At 52.0% G+C, this 21,739-nt stretch carries 17 protein-coding genes and 1 riboswitch; of the genes, 7 read left to right on the top strand and 10 right to left on the bottom strand.

The annotated features are described in order from the left end of the window. Positions 1 to 22 precede the first annotated feature (22 nt). The 7 genes from Q0X64_RS06295 to hisI are packed head-to-tail and all read left to right on the top strand — an operon-like array spanning position 23 to position 7,021. Complete coding sequence (locus Q0X64_RS06295) at positions 23 to 469, top strand: SufE family protein (RefSeq protein WP_297810076.1); 447 nt, start codon at positions 23 to 25, stop codon at positions 467 to 469. Positions 470 to 472: 3 nt separating this feature from the next. Beyond that, positions 473 to 1,597 (top strand): NAD(P)/FAD-dependent oxidoreductase, encoded by a 1,125-nt coding sequence (locus Q0X64_RS06290; protein WP_297810074.1) that lies wholly within the window; start codon positions 473 to 475, stop codon positions 1,595 to 1,597. Beyond that, the gene (locus Q0X64_RS06285; protein ID WP_297810072.1) at positions 1,591 to 2,595 is read left to right on the top strand and encodes an arsenic resistance protein; all 1,005 of its coding nucleotides are present in this window, start codon (positions 1,591 to 1,593) and stop codon (positions 2,593 to 2,595) included. Before Q0X64_RS06290 ends, Q0X64_RS06285 begins: the two co-directional genes overlap by 7 nt. Next, entirely contained in the window at positions 2,588 to 3,148 is a 561-nt protein-coding gene (locus Q0X64_RS06280; RefSeq protein ID WP_297810069.1) for a carbonate dehydratase, read from the top strand. The genes Q0X64_RS06285 and Q0X64_RS06280 overlap by 8 nt, the downstream gene beginning before the upstream one ends. 35 nt (positions 3,149 to 3,183) lie before the next feature. Next, the gene (gene thrS, locus Q0X64_RS06275) at positions 3,184 to 5,169 is read left to right on the top strand and encodes a threonine--tRNA ligase (protein WP_366517508.1); all 1,986 of its coding nucleotides are present in this window, start codon (positions 3,184 to 3,186) and stop codon (positions 5,167 to 5,169) included. Further along, a complete protein-coding gene (locus Q0X64_RS06270; RefSeq protein WP_297810062.1) occupies positions 5,162 to 6,514 on the top strand; it encodes a dihydroorotase in 1,353 nt (450 codons plus the stop codon). The genes thrS and Q0X64_RS06270 overlap by 8 nt, the downstream gene beginning before the upstream one ends. Positions 6,515 to 6,532: 18 nt before the next feature. After that, a complete protein-coding gene (gene hisI / locus Q0X64_RS06265; RefSeq protein WP_297810059.1) occupies positions 6,533 to 7,021 on the top strand; it encodes a phosphoribosyl-AMP cyclohydrolase in 489 nt (162 codons plus the stop codon). Between the two features lie 2 nt (positions 7,022 to 7,023). Here the strand turns inward: hisI and Q0X64_RS06260 are convergent, their stop codons facing one another. From Q0X64_RS06260 to Q0X64_RS06215, 10 genes are all read right to left on the bottom strand, one after another. Further along, a complete protein-coding gene (locus tag Q0X64_RS06260; RefSeq protein ID WP_297810056.1) occupies positions 7,024 to 9,963 on the bottom strand; it encodes an FAD-binding and (Fe-S)-binding domain-containing protein in 2,940 nt (979 codons plus the stop codon). Positions 9,964 to 10,191: 228 nt separating this feature from the next. Then, the gene (locus Q0X64_RS06255) at positions 10,192 to 10,824 is read right to left on the bottom strand and encodes a DUF1826 domain-containing protein (protein WP_297810053.1); all 633 of its coding nucleotides are present in this window, start codon (positions 10,822 to 10,824) and stop codon (positions 10,192 to 10,194) included. Continuing rightward, positions 10,824 to 12,035, bottom strand: coding sequence for a zinc metallochaperone GTPase ZigA (gene zigA, locus Q0X64_RS06250; RefSeq protein ID WP_297810048.1), 1,212 nt, complete (start codon positions 12,033 to 12,035; stop codon positions 10,824 to 10,826). Before zigA ends, Q0X64_RS06255 begins: the two co-directional genes overlap by 1 nt. Next, the gene (locus Q0X64_RS06245) at positions 12,025 to 12,423 is read right to left on the bottom strand and encodes a TraR/DksA C4-type zinc finger protein (protein WP_297810045.1); all 399 of its coding nucleotides are present in this window, start codon (positions 12,421 to 12,423) and stop codon (positions 12,025 to 12,027) included. The genes zigA and Q0X64_RS06245 overlap by 11 nt, the downstream gene beginning before the upstream one ends. After that, positions 12,416 to 12,796: a MerC domain-containing protein gene (locus tag Q0X64_RS06240; protein WP_297810043.1), complete on the bottom strand. Its 381-nt coding sequence runs from the start codon at positions 12,794 to 12,796 to the stop codon at positions 12,416 to 12,418. The genes Q0X64_RS06245 and Q0X64_RS06240 overlap by 8 nt, the downstream gene beginning before the upstream one ends. Positions 12,797 to 13,048: 252 nt before the next feature. Next, entirely contained in the window at positions 13,049 to 13,525 is a 477-nt protein-coding gene (greB, locus tag Q0X64_RS06235; protein WP_297810040.1) for a transcription elongation factor GreB, read from the bottom strand. Positions 13,526 to 13,615: 90 nt separating this feature from the next. Beyond that, positions 13,616 to 14,947, bottom strand: a complete 1,332-nt coding sequence (locus Q0X64_RS06230; protein ID WP_297810037.1) for an FAD-dependent oxidoreductase — start codon at positions 14,945 to 14,947, stop codon at positions 13,616 to 13,618. An 84-nt stretch (positions 14,948 to 15,031) separates the two neighbouring features. Next, positions 15,032 to 18,331: a hypothetical protein gene (locus Q0X64_RS06225; RefSeq protein WP_297810035.1), complete on the bottom strand. Its 3,300-nt coding sequence runs from the start codon at positions 18,329 to 18,331 to the stop codon at positions 15,032 to 15,034. After that, the gene (locus Q0X64_RS06220; RefSeq protein WP_297810031.1) at positions 18,332 to 20,119 is read right to left on the bottom strand and encodes a VWA domain-containing protein; all 1,788 of its coding nucleotides are present in this window, start codon (positions 20,117 to 20,119) and stop codon (positions 18,332 to 18,334) included. Between the two features lie 110 nt (positions 20,120 to 20,229). Then, a complete protein-coding gene (locus Q0X64_RS06215) occupies positions 20,230 to 21,417 on the bottom strand; it encodes an O-succinylhomoserine sulfhydrylase (protein ID WP_297810029.1) in 1,188 nt (395 codons plus the stop codon). Positions 21,418 to 21,529: 112 nt separating this feature from the next. Then, positions 21,530 to 21,727: riboswitch (cobalamin riboswitch) on the top strand. Positions 21,728 to 21,739: the final 12 nt, after the last annotated feature.

Raw genomic sequence — 21,739 nt, 5'->3', positions numbered from 1 at the left:
TTTTATGAATCCATCGTTATTTATGGCTGCAAGTAAAAACAAGCAAAGTATTAAAGAGGCTCAGGCCGAAGTCATCAACAACTTCAGCACGCTGGAGGATTGGGTCGATCGCTATGCCTACCTGGTGGATCTGGGGAAAAAACTGAGACGCGATGGCGATCACCTGAAAACCGAGCAATATAAAATAGCCGGCTGCCAGTCGAATGTCTGGTTCCGGGCCGAATCATCGGGCAACAGATTATATTTTTCCGGAACCAGCGATTCAACGATTGTAGCAGGACTGATGGCCCTGTTGTTCCGAGTCTATTCAGGTCAATCTGCCACCGAAATTCAACGAACTCCGGCTGACTTCATTACCCAAACCGGGCTTGTTTACAATCTGAGCTCACAACGTGCCACGGGACTCGCCCGTATGGTCGAGAAAATACACCTGTCTGCCCATCAATTCAGCGAAACACGGGGGCACTGAGCAATGGAAGAGTCATACGATGTCGTCATTGTCGGTGCCGGTGCCGCAGGGATCGGGATGGCACTGAAACTTCAGCATATCCCTGCTCTCTCCTATGTCGTCCTCGAGCCGGGTGATATCGGCGAATCTTTTCGACGCTGGCCCAGGCAAACCCATTTCTTAACGCCGTCATTTCACAGCAACCCTTATGGTCTGGCTGATCTAAATGCCATCAGCGAACTGAGCTCACCGGCGATATTTTGCGGCTCACAGCACCCCCCCGGAAATCAATACGCTGATTATCTGGCGTTTATCGCTGAAACCGCTATGTTGCCCATTGAGCAACACTGTCCTGTTAACCACGTCGACCGTTGTAAACCGGCCGGTTTTAAGTTGCAAACTGAACGGGGTGAAGTCAAAACCAAGTTTTTGATCTGGGCAACGGGGGAATACCAGTTTCCGGATCTCGCCCCCTTTCCCGGCGCAGACTCCTGTATCCACTATGCCACGGTCAATGACTGGACCGATTACGATGCCGAGACCTTTATCGTTATCGGCGGTTACGAAAGCGGTGTTGATGCCAGCGTAAACCTGGTCCAACAAGGGCACCACGTGCGCCTGCTGGTAAAAAAACACAGCTGGGAATCGGAGAACCTCTATGACCCCAGTTTATCGTTATCACCACATAGCCGGGACAGGCTGAACGAGGCATTGAAAACCCAGAGACTGGACATTCATTTCGGTGCCAATATCAGTCATGTTGACCAGGGCGAGGATAGTGCATTCCGGGTACACGCCGAAGATGGCCGGCAATGGCATGTGAACCACCCGCCCATTCTAGCGACCGGGTTTGTAGCCGGCGGCGGCGCTCAGCAGATTAGTGAGCTGTGGGAATGGGATGAAAACGGCAAACTTCAGCTTAGCGAGGCTGATGAGTCTACCCGCACTCCCGGGTTATTTCTTGTCGGCCCCCAGGTCAAGCAAGGCACGCAGCAGTATTGCTTTATCTACAAATTCCGTCAGCGCTTTACCCAACTCGCCAGTTTGATAGCTCTCTGCCTGTCTCTGGATGACAGTGATCTGCACGCTGAATCTGCCCCCTGGGGTCCCTTTGGTAATAGCGAATGTTGTGAGGACTGCGAATGTTAACCACGCTACCCCCATCCCCCCAGCACGGACTGGGTTTCTCAGCCCTGGTATTGCTTATCGGTCTCATCAGTGGCAGCTTAATTGGCCACGCCGCCACCCCCGCGCTCGCTGAGTCTATCAGTCAGTACAGCGACCCCACACTATTGACCCTGATTACGCTGCTGTTTTTCAGTCTTAGATTTAACCTGGTGATCAATAGTCGACACAAGCTCAAAGTCTTAGTCATCGCGGTTATTGCCAACTTTGTCTTAGTGCCTGTCATCGGTTACGGCATTGCCTCTGTGTTCCTGAGTGACTACCCGCTGCTGATGGTCGGGTTAGTGATTTACTTTATGTCGCCCTGCACGGACTGGTTTCTGGGTTTTACCCGCCTTTGCCACGGCGACACCCTGCTGGGCGCCGCTTTACTGCCTGTAAACATGGTTTTGCAACTATTACTTTACCCGGTGTTTTTATATGTCTTCACCAGCGATGTGGTCACCATTGAACCGGGGATACTAGCTAACACCCTGCAGCACTGGTTTATAGAACCGCTTGCGCTTGCCTTAGCAGCGAGAGTCTTGCTCAACCTGCTGCTGACTAAAGAACAAATGCGTGCTTTACAGGCCGCCATATCACAGCTTATCCCGATTCTGATTTCACTGCTGATTATGCAGATTTTTGCCGGCAACATTCATGTCCTGCTGAGCCATATCAACGTCGTTGCCTGGTTATTACTGGCTGTTTTTTGCTTCTTTGTATTGACCTTTGTCCTCAGCGAGTTACTCAGCAAACGTTTTGCACTCCCCTATGCTGAGCACGTACTACTGACCATGACAATTGCAGCACGAAATGCCCCGCTGATGCTGGCGGTAACAATGGTTGCATTGCCCTCCCAGCCATTGATCTACGCGGCTATTGTCATCGGCATGCTTTTGGAGTTTCCTCACCTTACCCTGCTCAGCCATTTGCTGATGCGTTCATCTCAAACTAAAACAAAGAAGCTTTTACATGATTAGAAAAAACCCACGTGGCGACTTGCCTCAGGTGCATCCTGATGCCTTTGTTGATCCGACTGCCATTGTCTGTGGTCTTGTCGTCATTGAAGAAAACGTCTTCATTGGGCCCTATGCTGTCATTCGCGCCGATGAGCTCGATGAAAACGGCAACATTGAACCCATCATTATCAAGGCGCACTCCAATATTCAGGATGGCGTGGTCATTCACTCAAAATCCGGGGCGAAAGTGACCATCGGCGAACATACCTCTATTGCACACCGGGCCATCGTGCATGGTCCGTGCGAGATCAGTGACAAGGTTTTTGTCGGCTTTAACAGCGTCTTGTTTAACTGCAAGCTCAATAGCGGCTGCGTGGTTCGCTACAACGCCGTAGTTGATGGTTGTGAACTGCCAGCTAACTTTTATGTGCCCTCAACGCAACGTATCGGTGCCGATACTGACCTCGCTCAATTCCCGCAAGTCTCCGCCGATGCCAGCTCATTTTCAGAAGATGTCGCCCTGACTAACAATGCCTTGGTGAAGGGTTACAAAAACATACAAAACGAGTTTTAGCCGCCATGTTGTTACCCCCGTCCAAGGCCAACTTTGTGCTGACAGTCACCCTCAAATCAGGGGCGACAGAAACATTCAATACGCCTGTTCGTCTTGAAGAAGCATTACAGCTTCTGCTGCCCAAAAAGACACCTTTTGTTGTGGCGGCGCTGATAAACGGTCAACCGCGCGATTTAAGTGATGTCATCCATAGCGACTGTGTGATTGACCCGATCTTTGCCAACAGTGAACAGGGCATCGACATCATCCGTCATTCAACAGCACATTTGTTCGGTCATGCGGTCAAACAACTGTTTCCTGATACGCGAATGGTCATCGGTCCAGTCATCGACAACGGTTTTTACTATGACATAGACAGCGACCATCGCTTTACACCGCAAGACTTAATCACCATTCAACAGCGCATGGAAGCGCTGGCAAAAACCGGCTACAGCGTTATCAAGAAACTGACCGCAAAATCGGAAGCGAGAGCGATATTTGCAGCCCGCGGCGAAACTTACAAAGTGCGGATCATTGATGATATGGCTGACGACGTGAAGGAAGTCGGCCTCTATTACCATGAAGAATATATTGATATGTGCCGTGGTCCGCATGTGCCGGATATGTCCTTCTGTAAGGCCTTTCAATTAACCAAGCTTGCCGGCGCCTACTGGCGCGGTGATGCCAGTAATGAAATGCTGCAGCGGGTCTACGGCACGGCATGGCCGGATAAAAAAGCGCTTAAAGCACATTTGCATCAGTTGGAACAAGCGGAAAAACGTGATCACCGCAAACTGGGCCGCCAACTTGATCTTTTTCATTTTCAGGAAGAAGCGCCCGGCTCTGTATTCTGGCAGCCTAGGGGCTGGCAGGTATTGCAGCAGTTAATTGCCTATCTGCGCCGCAGACAGTCATATGAAGGCTACCAGGAAATCAACTCTCCCGACGTGATGGACAGAAGTCTCTGGGAAACCTCCGGGCACTGGCACAATTACCGAGAGCATATGTTTACCACTGAGACAGCTGATGGTCGGGTATTGGCGATGAAGCCCATGAATTGCCCGGGCAGCGTGTTGCTCTACAAGCAGGGCATCAAGAGCTACCGTGACTTACCGGTTCGAATGAGTGAGTTTGGTAAAGTGCATCGCTATGAGCCATCCGGTGCCTTGCATGGCTTACTGCGTGTCAGACATTTTACCCAGGATGACGCCCATATCTACTGCACGCCTGATCAGATGCAGCCGGAATGTGTTGCTGCCATTGCCCTGCTGCTGGACATCTACAAACAGCTGGGTTTTGACGATATCCGAATCAAGCTGTCTACACGACCCGATAACCGAATCGGATCCGATAAAACCTGGGATCGCCTGGAACAAGCCCTCATCAATGCACTGCATGAATTACAGCTGCCATATCAGGTCAATGAGGGTGAAGGCGCATTTTACGGGCCCAAACTGGAGTTTGTCCTCCAGGATGCGATTAAACGGGACTGGCAGTGCGGCACACTACAGGTCGACATGAATCTGCCGGAACGTTTCGGGCTCAGTTACATCGGTGATAATGGCGCGCCTCAGCCGCCGGTGCTGTTGCACCGCGCCATTTTGGGTTCGCTGGAGCGCTTTATCGGCATTCTTATCGAACAGTATGAAGGCAAGCTGCCCGTCTGGTTATCCCCTGTTCAACTGATTATCTGCACCATTCATGAGGGCCTCAGCGGTTACGCAGAGCAGGTTGCCCAGTTACTTCGCCACGCAGGATGTCGCGTCGATATCGATAACCGCTCAGAAAAAATAGGCTACAAGGTCCGCCAACACACGCTGCAACGTATTCCCTATATTGCTGTTATTGGTGATAAAGAGACAGAACATCAGACCCTCTCATTGCGCCAGCTGAATGGCAACAACCTGGGCGCTTTGCCCATCACTGAGATGCTCAGCCTCATGACTGATGTGATTCAACCACCGGATCAAAAGGCACAGACTGAGCAACTTCAGGCTGTGCTGGAAGCATTGCAACCCCAACAGGCTGACACCCATGAATGATACGCAAGCAGCATCCCATCATGCTGACTTACTGATCAGTGACGGCATCGTCATCACTCCCTCTGGTGAACTGAAAATCGATATCGCCTGCCGAGGTGGCCGTGTTGTGGCATTGGGTGATTTGCAAGCGCAGTGGTCAGCAGACACCACCTTATCGGTGAAGGGTCTGCATGTGATGCCCGGCGTGATGGACACACAGGTACACTTCCGTGAACCGGGGTTAACCCACAAAGAGACGATTGAAGCGGGTACACGAGGTGCGGTGCTTGGCGGCATTACCGGCATATTCGAGATGCCCAATACCAATCCCTTAACGATGCATAAAGCCGATCTTGGTGCCAAGCTGGATATCGCGAAACGCAGCGCCTGGTGTGACTATGCTTTCTATCTCGGAGGCTCTGTCGTTAATGCCGAGCAATTGGCCGAGTTGGAGTTACTGCCCGGTTGCTCGGGCGTGAAAGTGTTTATGGGTAGCTCGTTTGGTGATTTATTAACTGATGATCAAACGATTCTGGAACGAATTTTGAGCTCAGGTCAGCGCCGTGTGGCCATTCATGCTGAAGATGAACAACGTCTGCGTGAGCGTCGTCAGCTTGTTGAGGCCGGTAAAGATGTACTTCAGCACCCCTTCTGGCGTGATGTGGAGAGTGCCTTATTGGCGACCAAACGTATCGTCGCCTTGTCTGAAAAAACCGGTCGGCGCTTACATGTGCTTCATATCAGTACTGAAGAAGAGATCGCCTTCCTGGCCGAACATAAGCACCATGTCAGCGTTGAGGTCACCCCGCATCATCTGACCATGAGCGCACCAGACTGCTATGAACGTCTGGGCAGTCTCGCTCAGATGAACCCGCCGGTCAGGGAAAAACGCCACCAGGACGCTTTATGGCGTGCCATCAACAATGGCATCGTTGATGTGATTGGCAGTGACCATGCGCCCCACACCCTGGAAGAAAAAGCCAAACCTTATCCCAACTCCCCCAGCGGTATGACTGGCGTACAAACCCTGCTACCGGTAATGCTCGACCATGTGCACCACGGTCGGCTGACATTACAACGTCTGGTCGATTTAACCAGTGCGGGTCCTGCTCGTTTATTCAATATTCAAGGTAAAGGACGTATTGCCGTGGGCTATGACGCCGACTTTTCTATTGTCGATCTCACCGCTAAACGCACTATTGAAAACAGCTGGGTTGCGAGTGAGTCAGGCTGGTCACCTTACGATGGCAAAGCCATCACCGGCTGGCCGATTCATACCATTGTACGGGGCAGTATCGTTGTTCGGGACGAGGCATTGTCGACCCGGCCGGACGCTCAGCCTATCCAGTTTGATTATCACCAGTAACGACTTGAGGACACTACCATGACCGAAACATCACCGTCCCTGTTTCACGAGAGGAAAACCATCGAGCAGGTCGAAGAAGGCAAGGAACTCGCGCCAAAATTTGATGAGCAAGGCTTGATTAGCTGTATTACCACCGACCATGCCTCAGGCGAGGTATTGATGCTGGGCTATATGAATCAGGAAGCGCTCAGCAAAACCATTGAAACCGGCGAAGCGCATTATTGGAGCCGCTCACGGCAAACACTGTGGCATAAAGGTAAGACCAGTGGCCTTGTCCAGCAGGTCATCGAAATGCGTGTTGATGACGACCAGGATGCGATCTGGCTGGCAGTGAAGGTATTGGGATCAGGCGCAAGCTGCCATGTTGGCTATCGCTCCTGCTTTTATCGTCGTGTCCCGGTCGGGCAAGACCGTGAACGACAATCGGACCTAATCTTTACCGAGCAGTCAAAAAAGTTTGAGCCGGAAGACGTCTACGGTGACGCCCCCAACCCGACAATCCTCTGATTCTAAGCTGTTGCCCGGCCGCATTTAACCGCTTCGAGCAACACCTCTACCGGGTGCTTTAACCTCACACCCTGCATCCTTTTCACTTGCGAACGGCAGGAGTAGCCTGTCGCCAACACTTCTTCATCCGGCTGAGTCTGTGCCAGTTGAGGTGCCCATGACTGCTGAAAAATGGTGGTCGAGGTGTCCAGGTTTCGCAGTTCATGACCATAGGTGCCTGACATGCCGCAACAGCCTGTGGGCACTACGGACAAAGGCAGGCCAAGATGCTGGAACACAGTCTGCCAATCTGCACTACTGCTCAGCGCATTGGTTTTTTCGGTACAGTGAAGAAACAGCTTGTATGACACTGACGCTGTCGAGGGGCTGCTTTCAGGTACATGCTTTATCAGCCATTCCTGTGGCAGTAACACCTCAGGCACAGATTCGATATTGGGTAGCGCCGCATATTCCTGCCGGTAAATCAGCGTCATTGCCGGATCCAGCCCAACCAGCGTGACATTCAGATCCGCCAGCGCGTTCAGCGCCTGAATATTGCGTTGTGCCGTCCCGGCAAAGGCTTTTCTGAAACCCTGGACATGCAGGGGTTTACCGTTAGGCCTGTGCCTGGCCAACCACACGGAAAAACCTAATTCAGACATCAGCTCGATCAGGGCCGCAAGAACACGGGTATCAAAATAGCGGGTGAAGGTATCCTGAACCAGGACAACACAGCGCGCTCTCTCTGCCTCACTCAATTGTGATAATTGACTGACGCTGGCTGTTTTCACACCCCATTGCTTAAGCGTGGCTTGAAAGCCTGAATGCTCAGCATCAAATAAGGGGCTGTCCACCATACCAATGGTTTTCGCCAACAACCGTGTCACCCGTGGCTGTCCCATCACCGCGTTATACAGCGATGAAAAAGGTGACAGATAGGGAATGAAAAACTCCAGCGAAGCCACCAGGTATTCTCGCAATGGTCGGAAGTAGCGCTGGTGATAGAGATACAAAAACCGTGATCGGATCTCAGGTATATTCACTTTGACAGGACATTGCCCGACGCAGGATTTGCAGGCCAGACAGCCAGCCATAGCGTCGTACACCTCATGATTGAAGCTATCTTCAGCCTTTCGCCTTTTTTTCGTGACAGCCTGTGTCAGCTGCTGCCAGAGGGATCGTTCGGATGCGCTGCGTTCCTGCTCAGCGGCATCCACACCACTGCCTTGTTGTAGTCGCAACCACTCCCGCATCAGCGAAGCACGCCCTTTGGGTGAGTGAATACGTTGCCGTGTGGCTTTCCATGATGGACACATAGAATCGTTGACGTCGTAGTTATAGCAGGCGCCATTGCCATTACAGTGCATGCTGGCACCAAAGCTTTGCCAGTTTGAGGGTGCGATTTGTCGGTCATACTCACCGCGTAAAGCAACACCATCGATCTTAAGTAAGGCGTCTTTGGCAGACCCCAAGGGCGAGGCGATCTTGCCGGGATTTAACTGGTTATTCGGGTCAAACAGGCTTTTGACTTGCTGGATAGCCGGATACAAGTCACCGAAGAATTGCGGCACATACTCAGAGCGCAGTCCTTTACCGTGCTCTCCCCACAACAGGCCGCCATACTTTTCAATCAGTTTGACGGCTTGATCAGTGATGGGACGTATTAAAGCAGCTTGTTGCGGGTCTTTCATATCCAATGCAGGCCTGACATGCAAAACCCCTGCATCAACGTGTCCGAACATGCCATATTGCAACTGGTAGCTGTCCAGGAGAGAGCGCAGTTCATAAATAAAGTCTGCCAGGTTTTCCGGCGGTACAGCCATATCTTCAATAAATGGCTGTGGACGAGCTTCACCCTGCGCATTACCGAGCAAACCGACGGCACGTTTACGCATCGCGTAGACCCGCTTAACCGCATCTTCGCCCTCAGCCAGGGTATATCCGGCCCGAGGCATGGCTTCATCCTGCTGCAGATAGGCCAAAAAGGCATTCACCTGAGCATCCACGGATGATTTTTTATCGCCGCTGAACTCGATTAAATTAATGCCCAGGATCTCACCGCTGTCAGCGGGAAAAAACTCGGAGACGCTCTGCCAGACACTGTCTTTTTGAGCCAGTTGCAGTACGTGTGAATCAACCGTTTCGATAGAAAGCGGCTGGTGCTGCATCAAAGTTTTGGCATCACGTAATGCATCCATGAAGCTGGGATAGCGAAGGTTCACCAGCGTGCTGTAGTTGGGAATAGGCAATAAATTCAGTTTGGCTTCAACGACAAAGCCCAGTGTGCCCTCGGAGCCGCACAGCACACTATTTAAATTGAACTGTCCGTCCTCTTTCAGATGAGCCAGGTCATAACCGGTCAGGCAGCGATTCAAGGCTGGAAAGGTTGACGCTATCAGTGCCTGATTATCACTGCTGAGCTTATCCAGAGAATGATACAAAGATGCTTCATGTTCAGATAACCCGGCAGTATGTTGCGTCAGATCAGTCTCAGCAATAGTGTGCGTGTGTAGTTGTTGCCCCCCGATGACAACGGTATCCAGTTCTAAAACATGATCGCGGGTTTTGCCGTAGACACAACTCCCCTGTCCACTGGCATCGGTATTGATCATGCCACCAATCGTCGCCCTGTTTGAGGTCGACAACTCTGGCGAGAAAAACAGGCCATGCGGCCTGAGCATGGCGTTTAATTGATCTTTCACCACACCGGCCTGCACCCGGACCCATTGTTGCTCGACGTTGATTTCCAGAACCTGATTCAGGTGGCGGGATAAATCCACCACAACCCCATTTGTCAGGGACTGGCCGTTGGTGCCGGTGCCGCCTCCTCTGGCGCTAATGCTAATGTCGGTGAATTCGGGCCTGGCTAATAATCTGGCCAGTAAACGGACATCTTCCACATGAGCGGGGAAAACAATGGCCTGTGGCAGGCGCTGGTAGATGGAATTATCCGTCGCAAACACGGTACGCGTCGCATAATCCTGCCCTATTTCACCGGTAAACCCTTGTTCGCCGAGCGTTTGCAGAAACTGCCGGTAAATTGCAGAAACTGCCGGTAAATTGCAGAAAGTGGGGATGTTGAATTCAGGGGCTTAATAGTCATGACCAGAACGAGACAACATTGTGAGCAGGCCGATGCGTGTCACAATCGCCCTGCTAAATACTAAAAGACAGTCCTTGTCAGATAGGACTCAGACCAGGTCCAGCGTCAGCAACAAGCGACGATTTTCTGCTGTGGCTTGTGCAGAACGGTGAACAATGCCCTGCACTTCTTCTCCGGGCCATTCCTGCCCCTTAAAAAGCAGCACCTCGCCAGCATTGGCCGCCTCTAATCTGTCCTTGTCTCGCATAACATGCTCGTGATCACGAAGTTGCAGCGCCTGTCGGTTGATATTGTCTTCCGTCAGCCACTCGGTTGCCGGGCCGTGATAGGTTGTCACCATGCGTGCCATGACCTTGTCCACATGAAACAGCGGACACAGGGTCTTGTCGACAAGCTCCAGCCTCATTCCCACATGACTCTGATCAAACAAGTCAGCGAACATCGTGACCAGCTTCTGAACATCCGCCTGAAAGGCTTCAAGGTGACTGGCCGGCCACTTAGCTTTTAACCATTCTGACACCTCTTCAGGCCGCAGGATCACCCTGAAACTGAATCGTGTCTGCTTTGCCAGTAAGCTGTTAATATTCTGTTCAAGCTCATCACTGAACTCACGCTGCCAGATAGCAAAATCCACGTCCGGCTGGTATATCTCACTCAGCACCAGCGGGCTCTCCGAGACAGTCACCGGTGACGGATAAACACGATCTGCCAGGGCCGACATTATGCCTGCTCCCAGCGTGGAAACGGATCAGTCATGGTTTCCCACAGCGCCTTACCGGCGAGTAATTCTTCCTCACTGATCAGGCACTCATCCAGCATGTTTCTGACCTGGGCCTCATCCATATTCTGGCCAATAAATACCAGTTCCTGGCGCATATCGCCGAACGGTTCCACCCAGTGCTCTTTGATGATTTTCAGTGACTCTTCATCCTGAGGCCAGCGACTCTCCGGTACTGCTCGCCAGAACATACCAGCAAAGCCATGACGGGCAATGCCCCCTGCCTGACTCCACTGCCCCGCAAACTGGGGCCGGCTGGCCAGCCAGAAATAACCCTTAGAGCGAATCAACTTGCCACAGGGCCATTCCTGATGCAGAAACTCATAAAACTTCTGTGGGTTAAACGGTTTACGCGCAGTGTAGGTAAAACTGCTGATGCCATACTCTTCCGTTTCCGGTTTATGCTCACCGCGCGCTTCCTGCAACCATCCCGCTGATTGTTCGGCTTTTTCAAAGTCAAACTTACCCGTTGCCAAAACATGAGTCAGATCAACACGGCCTTGCTCGATAGGGACAATCTCAGCTTCCGGGTTCAGACTTTTGATCACACCGGTCACGGCTTTGAGTTGTTCAGGACTGCACAGATCCGTCTTACTGATTAAAATCACATCACAGAATTCAATCTGGTCCACCAGCAGGTCAGCCACACTGCGGTTATCGTCTTCACCCAGAGACTCACCGGTCTCCTGCAGCATACCGGCCTGCTGGAAGTCATTAAGAAAGTTGGCCGCATCAACGACAGTGACCAGCGTATCCAGACGGGCCACTTCGGAAAGGCTCTGACCATCTTCATCAGCAAAGGTGAAGGTTTCGGCGACCGGTAACGGCTCGGAAATCCCGGTTGATTCGATCACCAGATAATCAAAACGTCCTTCATCAGCCAGCCGTCGGACTTCCAGCAACAGATCCTCACGCAAAGTACAGCAGATGCAGCCATTGCTCATTTCCACCAGCTTTTCTTCGGCGCGGTTGAAGTCAACGTCATTATTGATTTGCTGAGCATCAATATTGATCTCGCTCATATCGTTGACGATAACGGCGACCTTGCGGCCCTCACGGTTATTCAGAATGTGATTCAGGACGGTGGTTTTTCCGGCGCCCAGAAAACCGGATAAAACGGTAACGGGCAAGCGGTTTTCCTGATCAGTGGTCATACTGGCTTTCCTTTCTTTCATTAATGGTTTTCACATCGGCACAATATTCTGCGGTGGGGCGAATCAACAGGCGGGCAATACCGATGGGCTCACCCGTCTGCAGACAGTAACCATAGTCGCCCTGTCTGATGCGATGGCGTGCTGCATCGATTTTGGGAATCAACTGACGTTTTCTATCAGCGATACGTATAGCAATAATCGCCTCTTCTTCCAGTGTGGCTCTGTCACTCATATCACTGACCCGCCCCTGGTTGATTTCTGCACGCATGGACTCGATTTCTTCCAGAGTCTGTTTTCTCAACTCGACCAGGCGAGCATCAAAGAAGGCAAGCTGCTCATCATTCATGTAGTCGTCTTCCGACGCATTTAATAAGCTTTTTTCATCCATCGGTCTGTACCGCCCATTGCAAGTCCTGACGAATCAACAGCCAGCGATTCCACAGATGTGCCCAAATCACCAGCAATGCTGACGGGATAGTCACCCAAAGCTCATAAGCTTCCGACACCATCAGGCTGCAAATAAGGCCACCGATGCCCAGCCCGGCATAAATCATGGGCAATGCAGAACCATGTTGGAAAAAAGACCGTGGCAGGCTGAACAGCGCCAGTCCAACAACCGGTACCAAAATGAGAATATGGAACAGCTCCGATGCCATCATCGATGTGAGCGCCCCTGTCAGGCCCATTGCCAATAATATTGGTAGTAGCAGACAGTGCAGGAGACATAGTCCGGAACAAGCCACCGCTAGATTATCTTTCATTATTGCCTCATCAGTTATGATACATCATATCATATTATCAGTAAGCAACTGTTTCAAGCACTAACTGGCATTTATCCTGACTTATCGCTCAATGGATCCATGGCTTCGTGCTTAAGCGGGCTGGAGGGGTTGGTGTTGATAGCAAAACAGCCGCAGAAACTGTTGAGTTCAGTATCAGTATGTTGGGCCACAGCTGGCGCGCTGCATTGATAGCATCAAGCGCGCTCCCCTATTCACTAAGATGTCACACTATCAGGGAAGCTGATAATCAATGGCCAGCACAAAGAAATGACTGGCCTGCTCCTGCACATGAATGGTGATCTCGTCGTCAACCTGTTTACTCAGCAAGGCGCGCGCCATGGGCGAGTCCAGGCTGATATTACAGGTTTCAAAATCGATTTCGTCGGGGCCAACAATGCGATAGGTTTTTTCCTCACCCGCTTCGGTCTCCAGGGTCACCCAGGCACCAAAAAAGATTTTGTCCTGATCCTCGGGAACATCATGCACCACGCGCAGATCAGGCAGTCGTTTTTGCAGATAGCGAATACGGCGATCCAGTTCCCGCAGTTCTTTTTTGCGGTAGATATACTCAGCGTTTTCGCTGCGATCACCCTCAGCGGCAGCGGCAGCGAGTGCCACCACCACTTCACGCCGGCGTTGCCAGCGTTCACTGAGTTCCTGGTTAAGCCGAAACATGCCCTCAGCGGTAATATATGGAGATGATTTCATGGTTATTCAAAAGACAATCTGTTCAGCAAGACTGGTTTGAAAAATTTCCAGCAATTTAAACCTATCCGTGTATCAGTCATGAAAAACCGTTCATTTATGCAGGGTTTGTTTAAGCCGTGTTTCATCAATGTTGGCACCGAGTCTGCCGGCGACAAGGCGCATATCCAGCTCGGCATTTTCCAGGCAACTGGTAGCCCCTGGTGACGGGGTCATATTGAATACGATGCCGGTGCCCGGATTGATCTTGGCTTCACCAAGCATCAGCTTGGCCGCTTTTTTATCAATCAGTTGCGGTCTGACACCACCAAAGCCCTTGGCGAAAGACACATCGTCCAGTTTCAGGCCTGGTACGATCTTGCGTGCATCACGCATAAACAGCCAGCGCCTCAGTCCCGGCACTTCAAACAGAAAGTTCTTGAAAATATAGTTGCGAATATCGCTGACCTTGAACAAATCCCAGAAGACTCTGAAAACCCGGCTATCGAGTTTGAGCACGCGTAAGAATTCAACGAAGGTTTTACTGTTATAGCGCTCCAGCATGGGTAGCAACAGTGCGGTGGGGCCAAATCGCGTTTTACCCTCGACCAGCACATCGGGATCACCATGCACCGCAGCAAATGGCAGCTTGTCATTTTGTACGGTATAAACCTTGCCGTTAAGAATCGGCGGTGTGAAATAGAAGCTGCCTGCAACAGGCAAACAGGAATACTCCAGGCCATAACCCATCTGTTGCGCCAGCAACAGGCTGTGTCCACCGGCGGAAACCACCACGGAACGGGCTTTGATCACCTGGTTCTGTGTGACGATCGAAAACAGACCGTCCTTCTCCACAATGTTTTCAACATGACTGTTGAGGTGAAGCTGAATAGCTTTGTCAGTACGCTTTTCAGCCTGCTCCACAAAGCTCTGCGCCAGACGGTTATAATCAACCGCAGCGTGCTCATCCAGCACAGCGAGGGCGACACAGGGTTCCGGACGCATTTTGCCGCCGACCATGATGACACTCGGCTCTATTTCGGCAATCTGTTCTTTTTCCAGCAACTGCATACTGGTGAACACGGTTTTGAATTGCTCAAAACGCTCTCTCAGTTGCTGACATTCCTTCTCACCCACGCCCAGCACCATCTTGGGGTATTTGAAGATGATGTCATCACGCTGATCCAGGGTTTCGGTGTAGTTGACCACCATCTCGGCAGCGGCTTTGACCTTGGCGGCTTTTTCCAACGTGTAATTGGTCTCAATATCACCGCAATGCAGGGTCTGGCTGTTATTGCGGCCATGAGAGTTTACGCTGGCAACCTGACCGTACTTCTCAACCAAAGCGATATTCTGGATATCGGTGTATTCACTGAGCAGGTACAGCAAAGCGGTACCACATACGCCACCACCAATAATGGCGACATCATGTACTTGTTCTGTCATTGGTTTTCCTACTAAAAACTGCGGCAGATTTTAGCAGAATCAGTGCTGACTCGCAGTGAAGGCTGAACGCAGAGCTTTCAGCTGTCAGGAATCGGAGTTTTTGTTCATCTGCGAGAACGATGGAATTGATGACAGGATGGATTTCAACTCGTCACCATTACGGGGCTTGCCGGTCACCGACTCATTCTGGCCGCTGTCGTCGTCTTGGTCGAGTTGCTTAATCTCCCGGAACATTGACTCAAGTTCTTCTTCAGATGGCAACGGCTCCTCGGTCAGATCATCCCACATTTCCGATAAAGCCACTTTGGCATCGCTCAGCTCGACCGGTGGTCCGGTATCAATCTCTTCCTCTTCCGGCTCTGCAGATGGCGCCTCTGCTTCAGTCTGGGCATCATCAAGTTCACTCACCGGCAGCGGGTTGAGCGGCGTGTCATCCTCAGCGTCATCAGTCGGCGTGTCGATACCCTGTTCCCAGGCAGCGGCAAGTGCGGCCTCTGCTTCCTGTTCAGCGCGTTCCTGCTGATCAATTTCCTCAGCCTGTGCTTCGGAATAAGGCAGGGAATTGTCTACTGAGTCCTCAATCTCGGGCTGTTCTGCCTGTGGTTGCTCTGACGGCACATCCGCTTCAGCGGCCAGCTGTTGTTCCCACTGCGCCAGTATCGCTGCTTCATCCGCCTCATCGGAAGCGGTTTGCTCGGATAAATTCTGTACCGGCTGTTCGGTCTCCGGTGTAGTTGTCTCCAGCTCTGGCTCTGACTCTTCTGGGTTCTCGTCTGATTCAACAGTGGCTGATGATTCAGACTCAGCAAGTTGTTGCTGCCATTCTGCCAATAACGCTGCTTCTTCATCCTCGTCTGACACGCCTGTTTCTGATGTGAAATCAGGTTCAGGTTCAGGTTCAGCAATATGATTGACCTCTTCGTCCTCATTGGCTGACTCGATCACGTCGCTGTTTTCACTGATTGACTCTTCCTGCACAAGCTCATCCTGAACCTGCTCCGCCTGGCGGGCCTCGGCTTCTGCTTTCAGCTGCGCTGTGCGGGCACGTAATTTGGCACGCAAATCTTCCAGTTCGGAATGAGGCGCCTCATCCGCTTCGCTATCGTCTTCAGATACTGGTTGCTGCGACGCTTTGGCATCAGACACTGGCTCGCTTGATGTCATCAAGTTTTCCAGCCGCTCGGCTTCTGTCTGAAATGCTGCTTCGGCTTTTTCTGGCTCTGGCTCTGGCTCTGGCTCTGGCTCTGGCTCTGGCTCTGGCTCTGGCTCTGGCTCTGCAATATTGTCTGTCTGCTGACTGTCCAGTAAAGCTTTTTCCTGCGTGTCTGACGCTTCTGTTAGTGCCGTTTTGTCATCTGCTTCGGGTACAGTGTCATCCGCATCCGCTAAATCAGCGAATGCGACTAGTTCAACGTCTTCTGCCCACTCTTCCATCGAGTCATTGGCGATAGGATCACCTGCTTGCTCACTATCCTGAGCCTCAGTCAGTTCTGACTGTGATTCTGGCGCTGCATCAGCCTGCTGGCTATCCAGTATCGCCTGAGCTAAGTCATCTTGCGTTGCTGCTTCAGCATCGACGCCTTCAGGTTCATCTGGCGCGGCTTCATCACTGGTTTCCATGGCTTCGGAGGCTGTATCTGGTTCAACTTCATCTCCCCATGTTTGAGACTCTGCATCAGGTTCAGCTGTCTCAGTAAGCTCTGTTGGCTCAGTCTGCGATTCAGGGTCCAGGCTGTCTGTCTGACTATCCAGCAAGTCATCAATCGCACTATCATTCATCTCAGCCTGTTCTGATGCGGTGACTGCCTCTGTATCGGCTATAACATCGTCCTGAACGCCGCTTATCCCGTATGTATCGGGCGTGGACTCATTTTGAGCTTCCACTGATTCAGTGGATGTGTCAGATTCAGCGGCTGTTTCATCAAGCTGCTCTACCTCATCAGATACAGCTTGTGGCTCAGGCTCCGGGGCTGGTTCCTGACTATCTAGTAGTTCATCAATAGCCTCATCGCCAACTACCGCTTCATCGGAGGACAACTCAGGCTCGTTATCGGCCGGAACGAGATCGTCATCACGCGCTGCACTCTCATCTTCGCTGGTGACTGCTTCTGATCCAGGTGTCAGATTGGTCTGCGGCTGAAAATGAAAACTGTCTCTAGTAACAAAGCCGTGCAGGCCTTTTTTCTGAGGCTCCGGCTTCTCTGTTTCAGGCACCTCAGTGGCTTCTGGTTGTGCTTCTTTGTCAGAATCGGGCTTAGCGGGGTAATTCGGATCGCCGGGAATTTCTATATCTTCACCGATATCTGCAAAGCGCTCGAGTGTCTCATCCGTATTCTGAGCTTGGCGATACTCCTGTCTCGGCGTAAAATCATCATCCAAATCAGTGAGCTCAGCGGGGCCGGACTCGGCGGCTTCATCTGTCAGTATGGTACTGGCTTCATCGGGCTGCTCATTGTTGGTGGTTACGGCTGATGGTGGTTCGTCGGCTTGCGATGCTTCAATTTCAATATCATCTGGGGAGGCAACCTCCTCACCCTCTTGTTCGAGCGTGAAGTCCTGGCCATCCAGCAAGGCTTCAATTTCATCGGTACGTAAGGCCTCTTCCGGCGCTTCGCTGATATCTGCTGCTGGTTCAATCTCAATGTCATCTACTGACGAGTTGAGGTCGTCATTGATAGTGGCGTTTTGATCCTCGTCTACCTCGGCTTCTTCCGGTGGCGTTTCATCCACTGACTCAGTCTCAGCGGGCGCACTTTCTTCCGCAATGCTATCCTCACTGAGTTTTTCCCCCGTATCACTGAACAACTGTTCTTCTTCGTCAATAACAGCTTGCTCAGCTTCTGGTTCATCGGTTTCAGCTTCAAGCGCTTCGTCCGACTGTTCAGAGAGGGCTTGTTTTTCAGGGGCTTCTGCCTCTTCACTTTGTTCGTCTTGTGGCTGCTCTTCTGCTTCAGCCGCTGTCTGCATTTCAGTATCAGCTTCGGCTTCTGGCTCCTGTTCAACTTCCGTCTGTGGCGGCATTTTAGCAAGCGCTGAATTCACTGCCTGCTCGAGCTGGGCGGGCAAGGCGGTGAAAGCTTTGCCATCCTGTTCAATAAACGTCTTTACCAGGCTTTTGTAGATTTCTCGTTCACGCTCAGCAAAGGCTTTAACTTCCTGCTCGAGCTCATCGCCTGACAGTTGATAATGCTCCGCCAGCAAAGTCTGCAGTTCAGCTTCACGGTTTTCGCGGTTATTTTTGATGTGTTTAACCGTTTTCGCGGTATCGGCATCAACGCGACGTTTCTTTTTCAGGTTTTTAAACAGCACAACACCGGCAATGACGGCAAAAATCACCGCCACTTCATAGGCAAGCAGTTCCAGAATGGGATCGGTCAAATTCATTTACACAAAGTCTCCTGCGACCTGTGGCGTGGCCATTTGTCTGCGCCACCAGATAATACCCCCCAGCAGCAGCACCAGAATGACAGCATTGCCAATCAGCAGTTTTGTTGTATCTGACATGGCTGACTCCGGTTCTGAGGACTCGGGCGCAGCATTTTCTGCCTTATCTGGTGCGCTTTGTTTTTCTGTCATGCTTTGCTGATTGTTTCCTGAGCCATCGGCCACCGGGCTTTGAGTCTCAGTCGCAGTTGCCGCCAGACTATCCTCCAGCGTTATTTCTTCAGGCTGCAAAAAGACCTGTCGTCCGGCTGGTGTATCTCCGCGTAACTGCAACGAAAGCGTGTAATCCTGCTGCGGCGTCAAGTCTGTTAATGTCAGTCGCCAATGGTTGCTATCGGTCTTGAGCATCTGGTACGGCCACTCACTGCCATCTTCCTCTCTTAATAAGGCGGTTATCGTCAGCGAATCCGGATTAATGAGTCCGACATCAGCTTCAACCTCGATCCGGTGACTACGTGTCTGCTGTTCAAGCTGTGAGGTCTGAATATCGACCGGTGCCGCAATCACGTTGATACTCTGGCGACGCTGGCGTTCAAAGGTAGCACTTTTCATGGTGACGATCACATCATTACGGCCGGCTTCAAACCCGGCACCCAGCGCGGCCCGGTAGATAGCCTGGTCAGGCTCGCGTGCCATCGCGAGATCGTCACTGGCATCAGCCTGCTGACGGGCAAGCTTGCCGTCAACCAGTTCCAGGAATCCCGGACGGGTAATGGTTTCGCCCTTTTCGGTCAGGCGTGCTTCAAAGTCAAACTGCTCACCAACCAGCACATTACTGGGTAACTCACTGGTTTCCAGTTGCATATCGGTGACCACCATCACCCGGTTATCGGGATCCAGTTCGGCATTAATCTGCCATTGGCCCGTCTCTGGCTGGTCGATGGTGATGAGGTCAAAGTGAGTCTCATGCTGCCAGCGGATCCGCTCAGATTGCTGTCCCATGCCAACAGTCTGGCCATCAGGCAGTTGCAGCTTGGTAGCGGCTGAACCGGGACGACGGAAAGCCAGCACGGTCATCTGCTCCACACTGTCATCAATCCGGAACTGGTTATCGGCCAGCGGCACTGTGTCACGGCTGGTCGCCTGTTCGAACAGGTGTAAAAAGATCCGCTGTAGCTGCTCGGCTGATTCAGCCTGGCGGTGCCAGCCATCGGTTGCCATCGACAACGCTTTGAGCAGTTCATGGTCAGCATTCTCTGACAGGGCGATGGTGTGTACGGTGATATCGAGTTTTTTCAGCCGCGGCACGATGTTATCCAGAATCCGTTGGCGGGATGCCTGACTGGCGCTGTCTCCCGGCTTGAGGTCAACAAAGCCGTCTGACAGCAAAATCATGCTGCGTTTGAATTTCGGATCGGGCTTTTTCTGATTGGCAGTGGCTGTTTGCAGGACCTGTTCGATATTGGTGAACAGGCCATAAGAATGGATTTTCTCAGACTTTTCGATGGCGTTCTGCCGCCAGTCATCACTGACATCGCGCCAAGGCACCAACATGTTAACCATCTTGGCGAAAGTCCAGACCCCAGCACGGGCCTGCTCGGGCATCAGTCCCACCAGCATTCGCATCGCCGGCGCCCGCAGGTTTTGCGGGTCATTGTCTTTCATACTGCCGGACACATCGATTAACACACGCACATCACTGACCGGCTCGGTCTCGGCGGCATAAGATGACATTGACGCCAATAGCATCAACAAGATGGGTAGAACGAATTTATAAGCTAATGGCATAGCATAACCACTCATTTGATTCAGGCCAGTCTGCCCCGCCTGTGCAGGCGAGACAGAAATCTGACGTTAGACCAGTTTGAAGTGATGTATGCAGGTTTTATGCCGCTGAATCAGAGCGCAGCAAAGCCCCGGGCCAGATCGGCCTTGATATCGTCGACGTTTTCCAGCCCGACTGAAATGCGCAACATGCCATCGCTGATGCCTGCCAGCGCCTTGTCTTCATCACTCAAACGACCATGGGTCGTAGTGGCGGGATGTGTGATCGTGGTCTTGCTGTCGCCCAGGTTGGCTGTGATCGACAGCCATTCCAGGGCGTTAATCATGGTCCAGGCATCAGCCTGACCGCCTCTGATTTCAAAAGCAATAATGCCGCCGAAGGCAGACTGCTGTTTTTTCGCCAGTTCATGCTGGGGGTGACTTGGCAGACCGGCATAAAACACTTTACTCACGGCAGGCTGCTGCTCGAGCCACTGTGCCAGTTCCAGCGCTGAAGCCGAGTGGGCCTTCATCCTTAAGTCCAACGTCTCCAGCCCCTTGATAAAAGTCCAGGCATTAAATGGACTCATGGTGGGGCCGGCTGTGCGCAAGAAGCCGTATACCTGCTCACCGACAAGCTCAGCATCTCCGACCACAGCGCCGCCAATACAACGGCCCTGGCCATCAATATATTTAGTGGCCGAATGCACCACGATATCGGCACCGAATTTCATCGGTTGCTGTAAGGCAGGCGTGCAAAAGCAGTTATCCACCACCAGCAGACAGTCATTCGCTTTAGCCAGAGCTGATAAGGCTTCCAGATCGGCAATTTCGTTCAGCGGATTGGAAGGTGTTTCCAGAAACAGGATCTTGGTTTCCGGTTTGATCGCCTGTTTCCAGTCCTCCAGATCGGAGAGTCTGACGTAATCGGTGCTGATGCCGAACTTGCTCAGGTACTTGTCGAACAGAACCCGGGTCGTACCGAATATACTCATTGACGAGACCACATGATCACCTGCCTCCAGCAGACCCATCATGGTGGAGAGAATCGCCGACATGCCTGATGACGTAGCGACACAGGATTCGCCGCCTTCCAGCGCGGCAAGCCGCTCCTGGAAGGTACGAACGGTCGGGTTGGTGAAGCGCGAATAGATATTGCCGGGCTCATCACCGGCAAAGCGCGCCGCCGCCTGCTCTGCACTCTCAAAAGTGAAGCTCGACGTCGGGAAAATCGGCTCGGACTGCTCGCCTTCCGGTGTTCTGCGATGGCCAACACGAACAGCGCGGGTGGCAAAGCCCTTGTCTTGGAATTCTTCTGTCATCGGGAAATGGTTTATCCGGCTAAATTGCTTAATTTTAAAGGCTATAGCCCGCTATGACCAGCTTTGCCCATCTTGACACAAAATTGACATAAGCCGGCTGCGGCATTAGAGTTTGCGGCACTCTGACACGGGTGCCTGCAAATATTTGCAGGATAATCGGGAAATCGGTGCGCTTCACGCAAGTCCGATACTGCCCCCGCAACGGTAATCAAGCTTCACACAATCATTCAGCCACTGTGCCTGCATGGGAAGGCGATTGTGAATTCTTAGCTTATCAGTCCGGAGACCGGCCTGTGTCAGCGGGATCTTATCCCAGCTTTCG

It is taken from the genome of uncultured Methylophaga sp., assembly GCF_947259025.1.
Taxonomy (GTDB): Bacteria; Pseudomonadota; Gammaproteobacteria; order Nitrosococcales; family Methylophagaceae; genus Methylophaga.
This window is presented reverse-complemented; position numbering and strand designations above follow the sequence as displayed.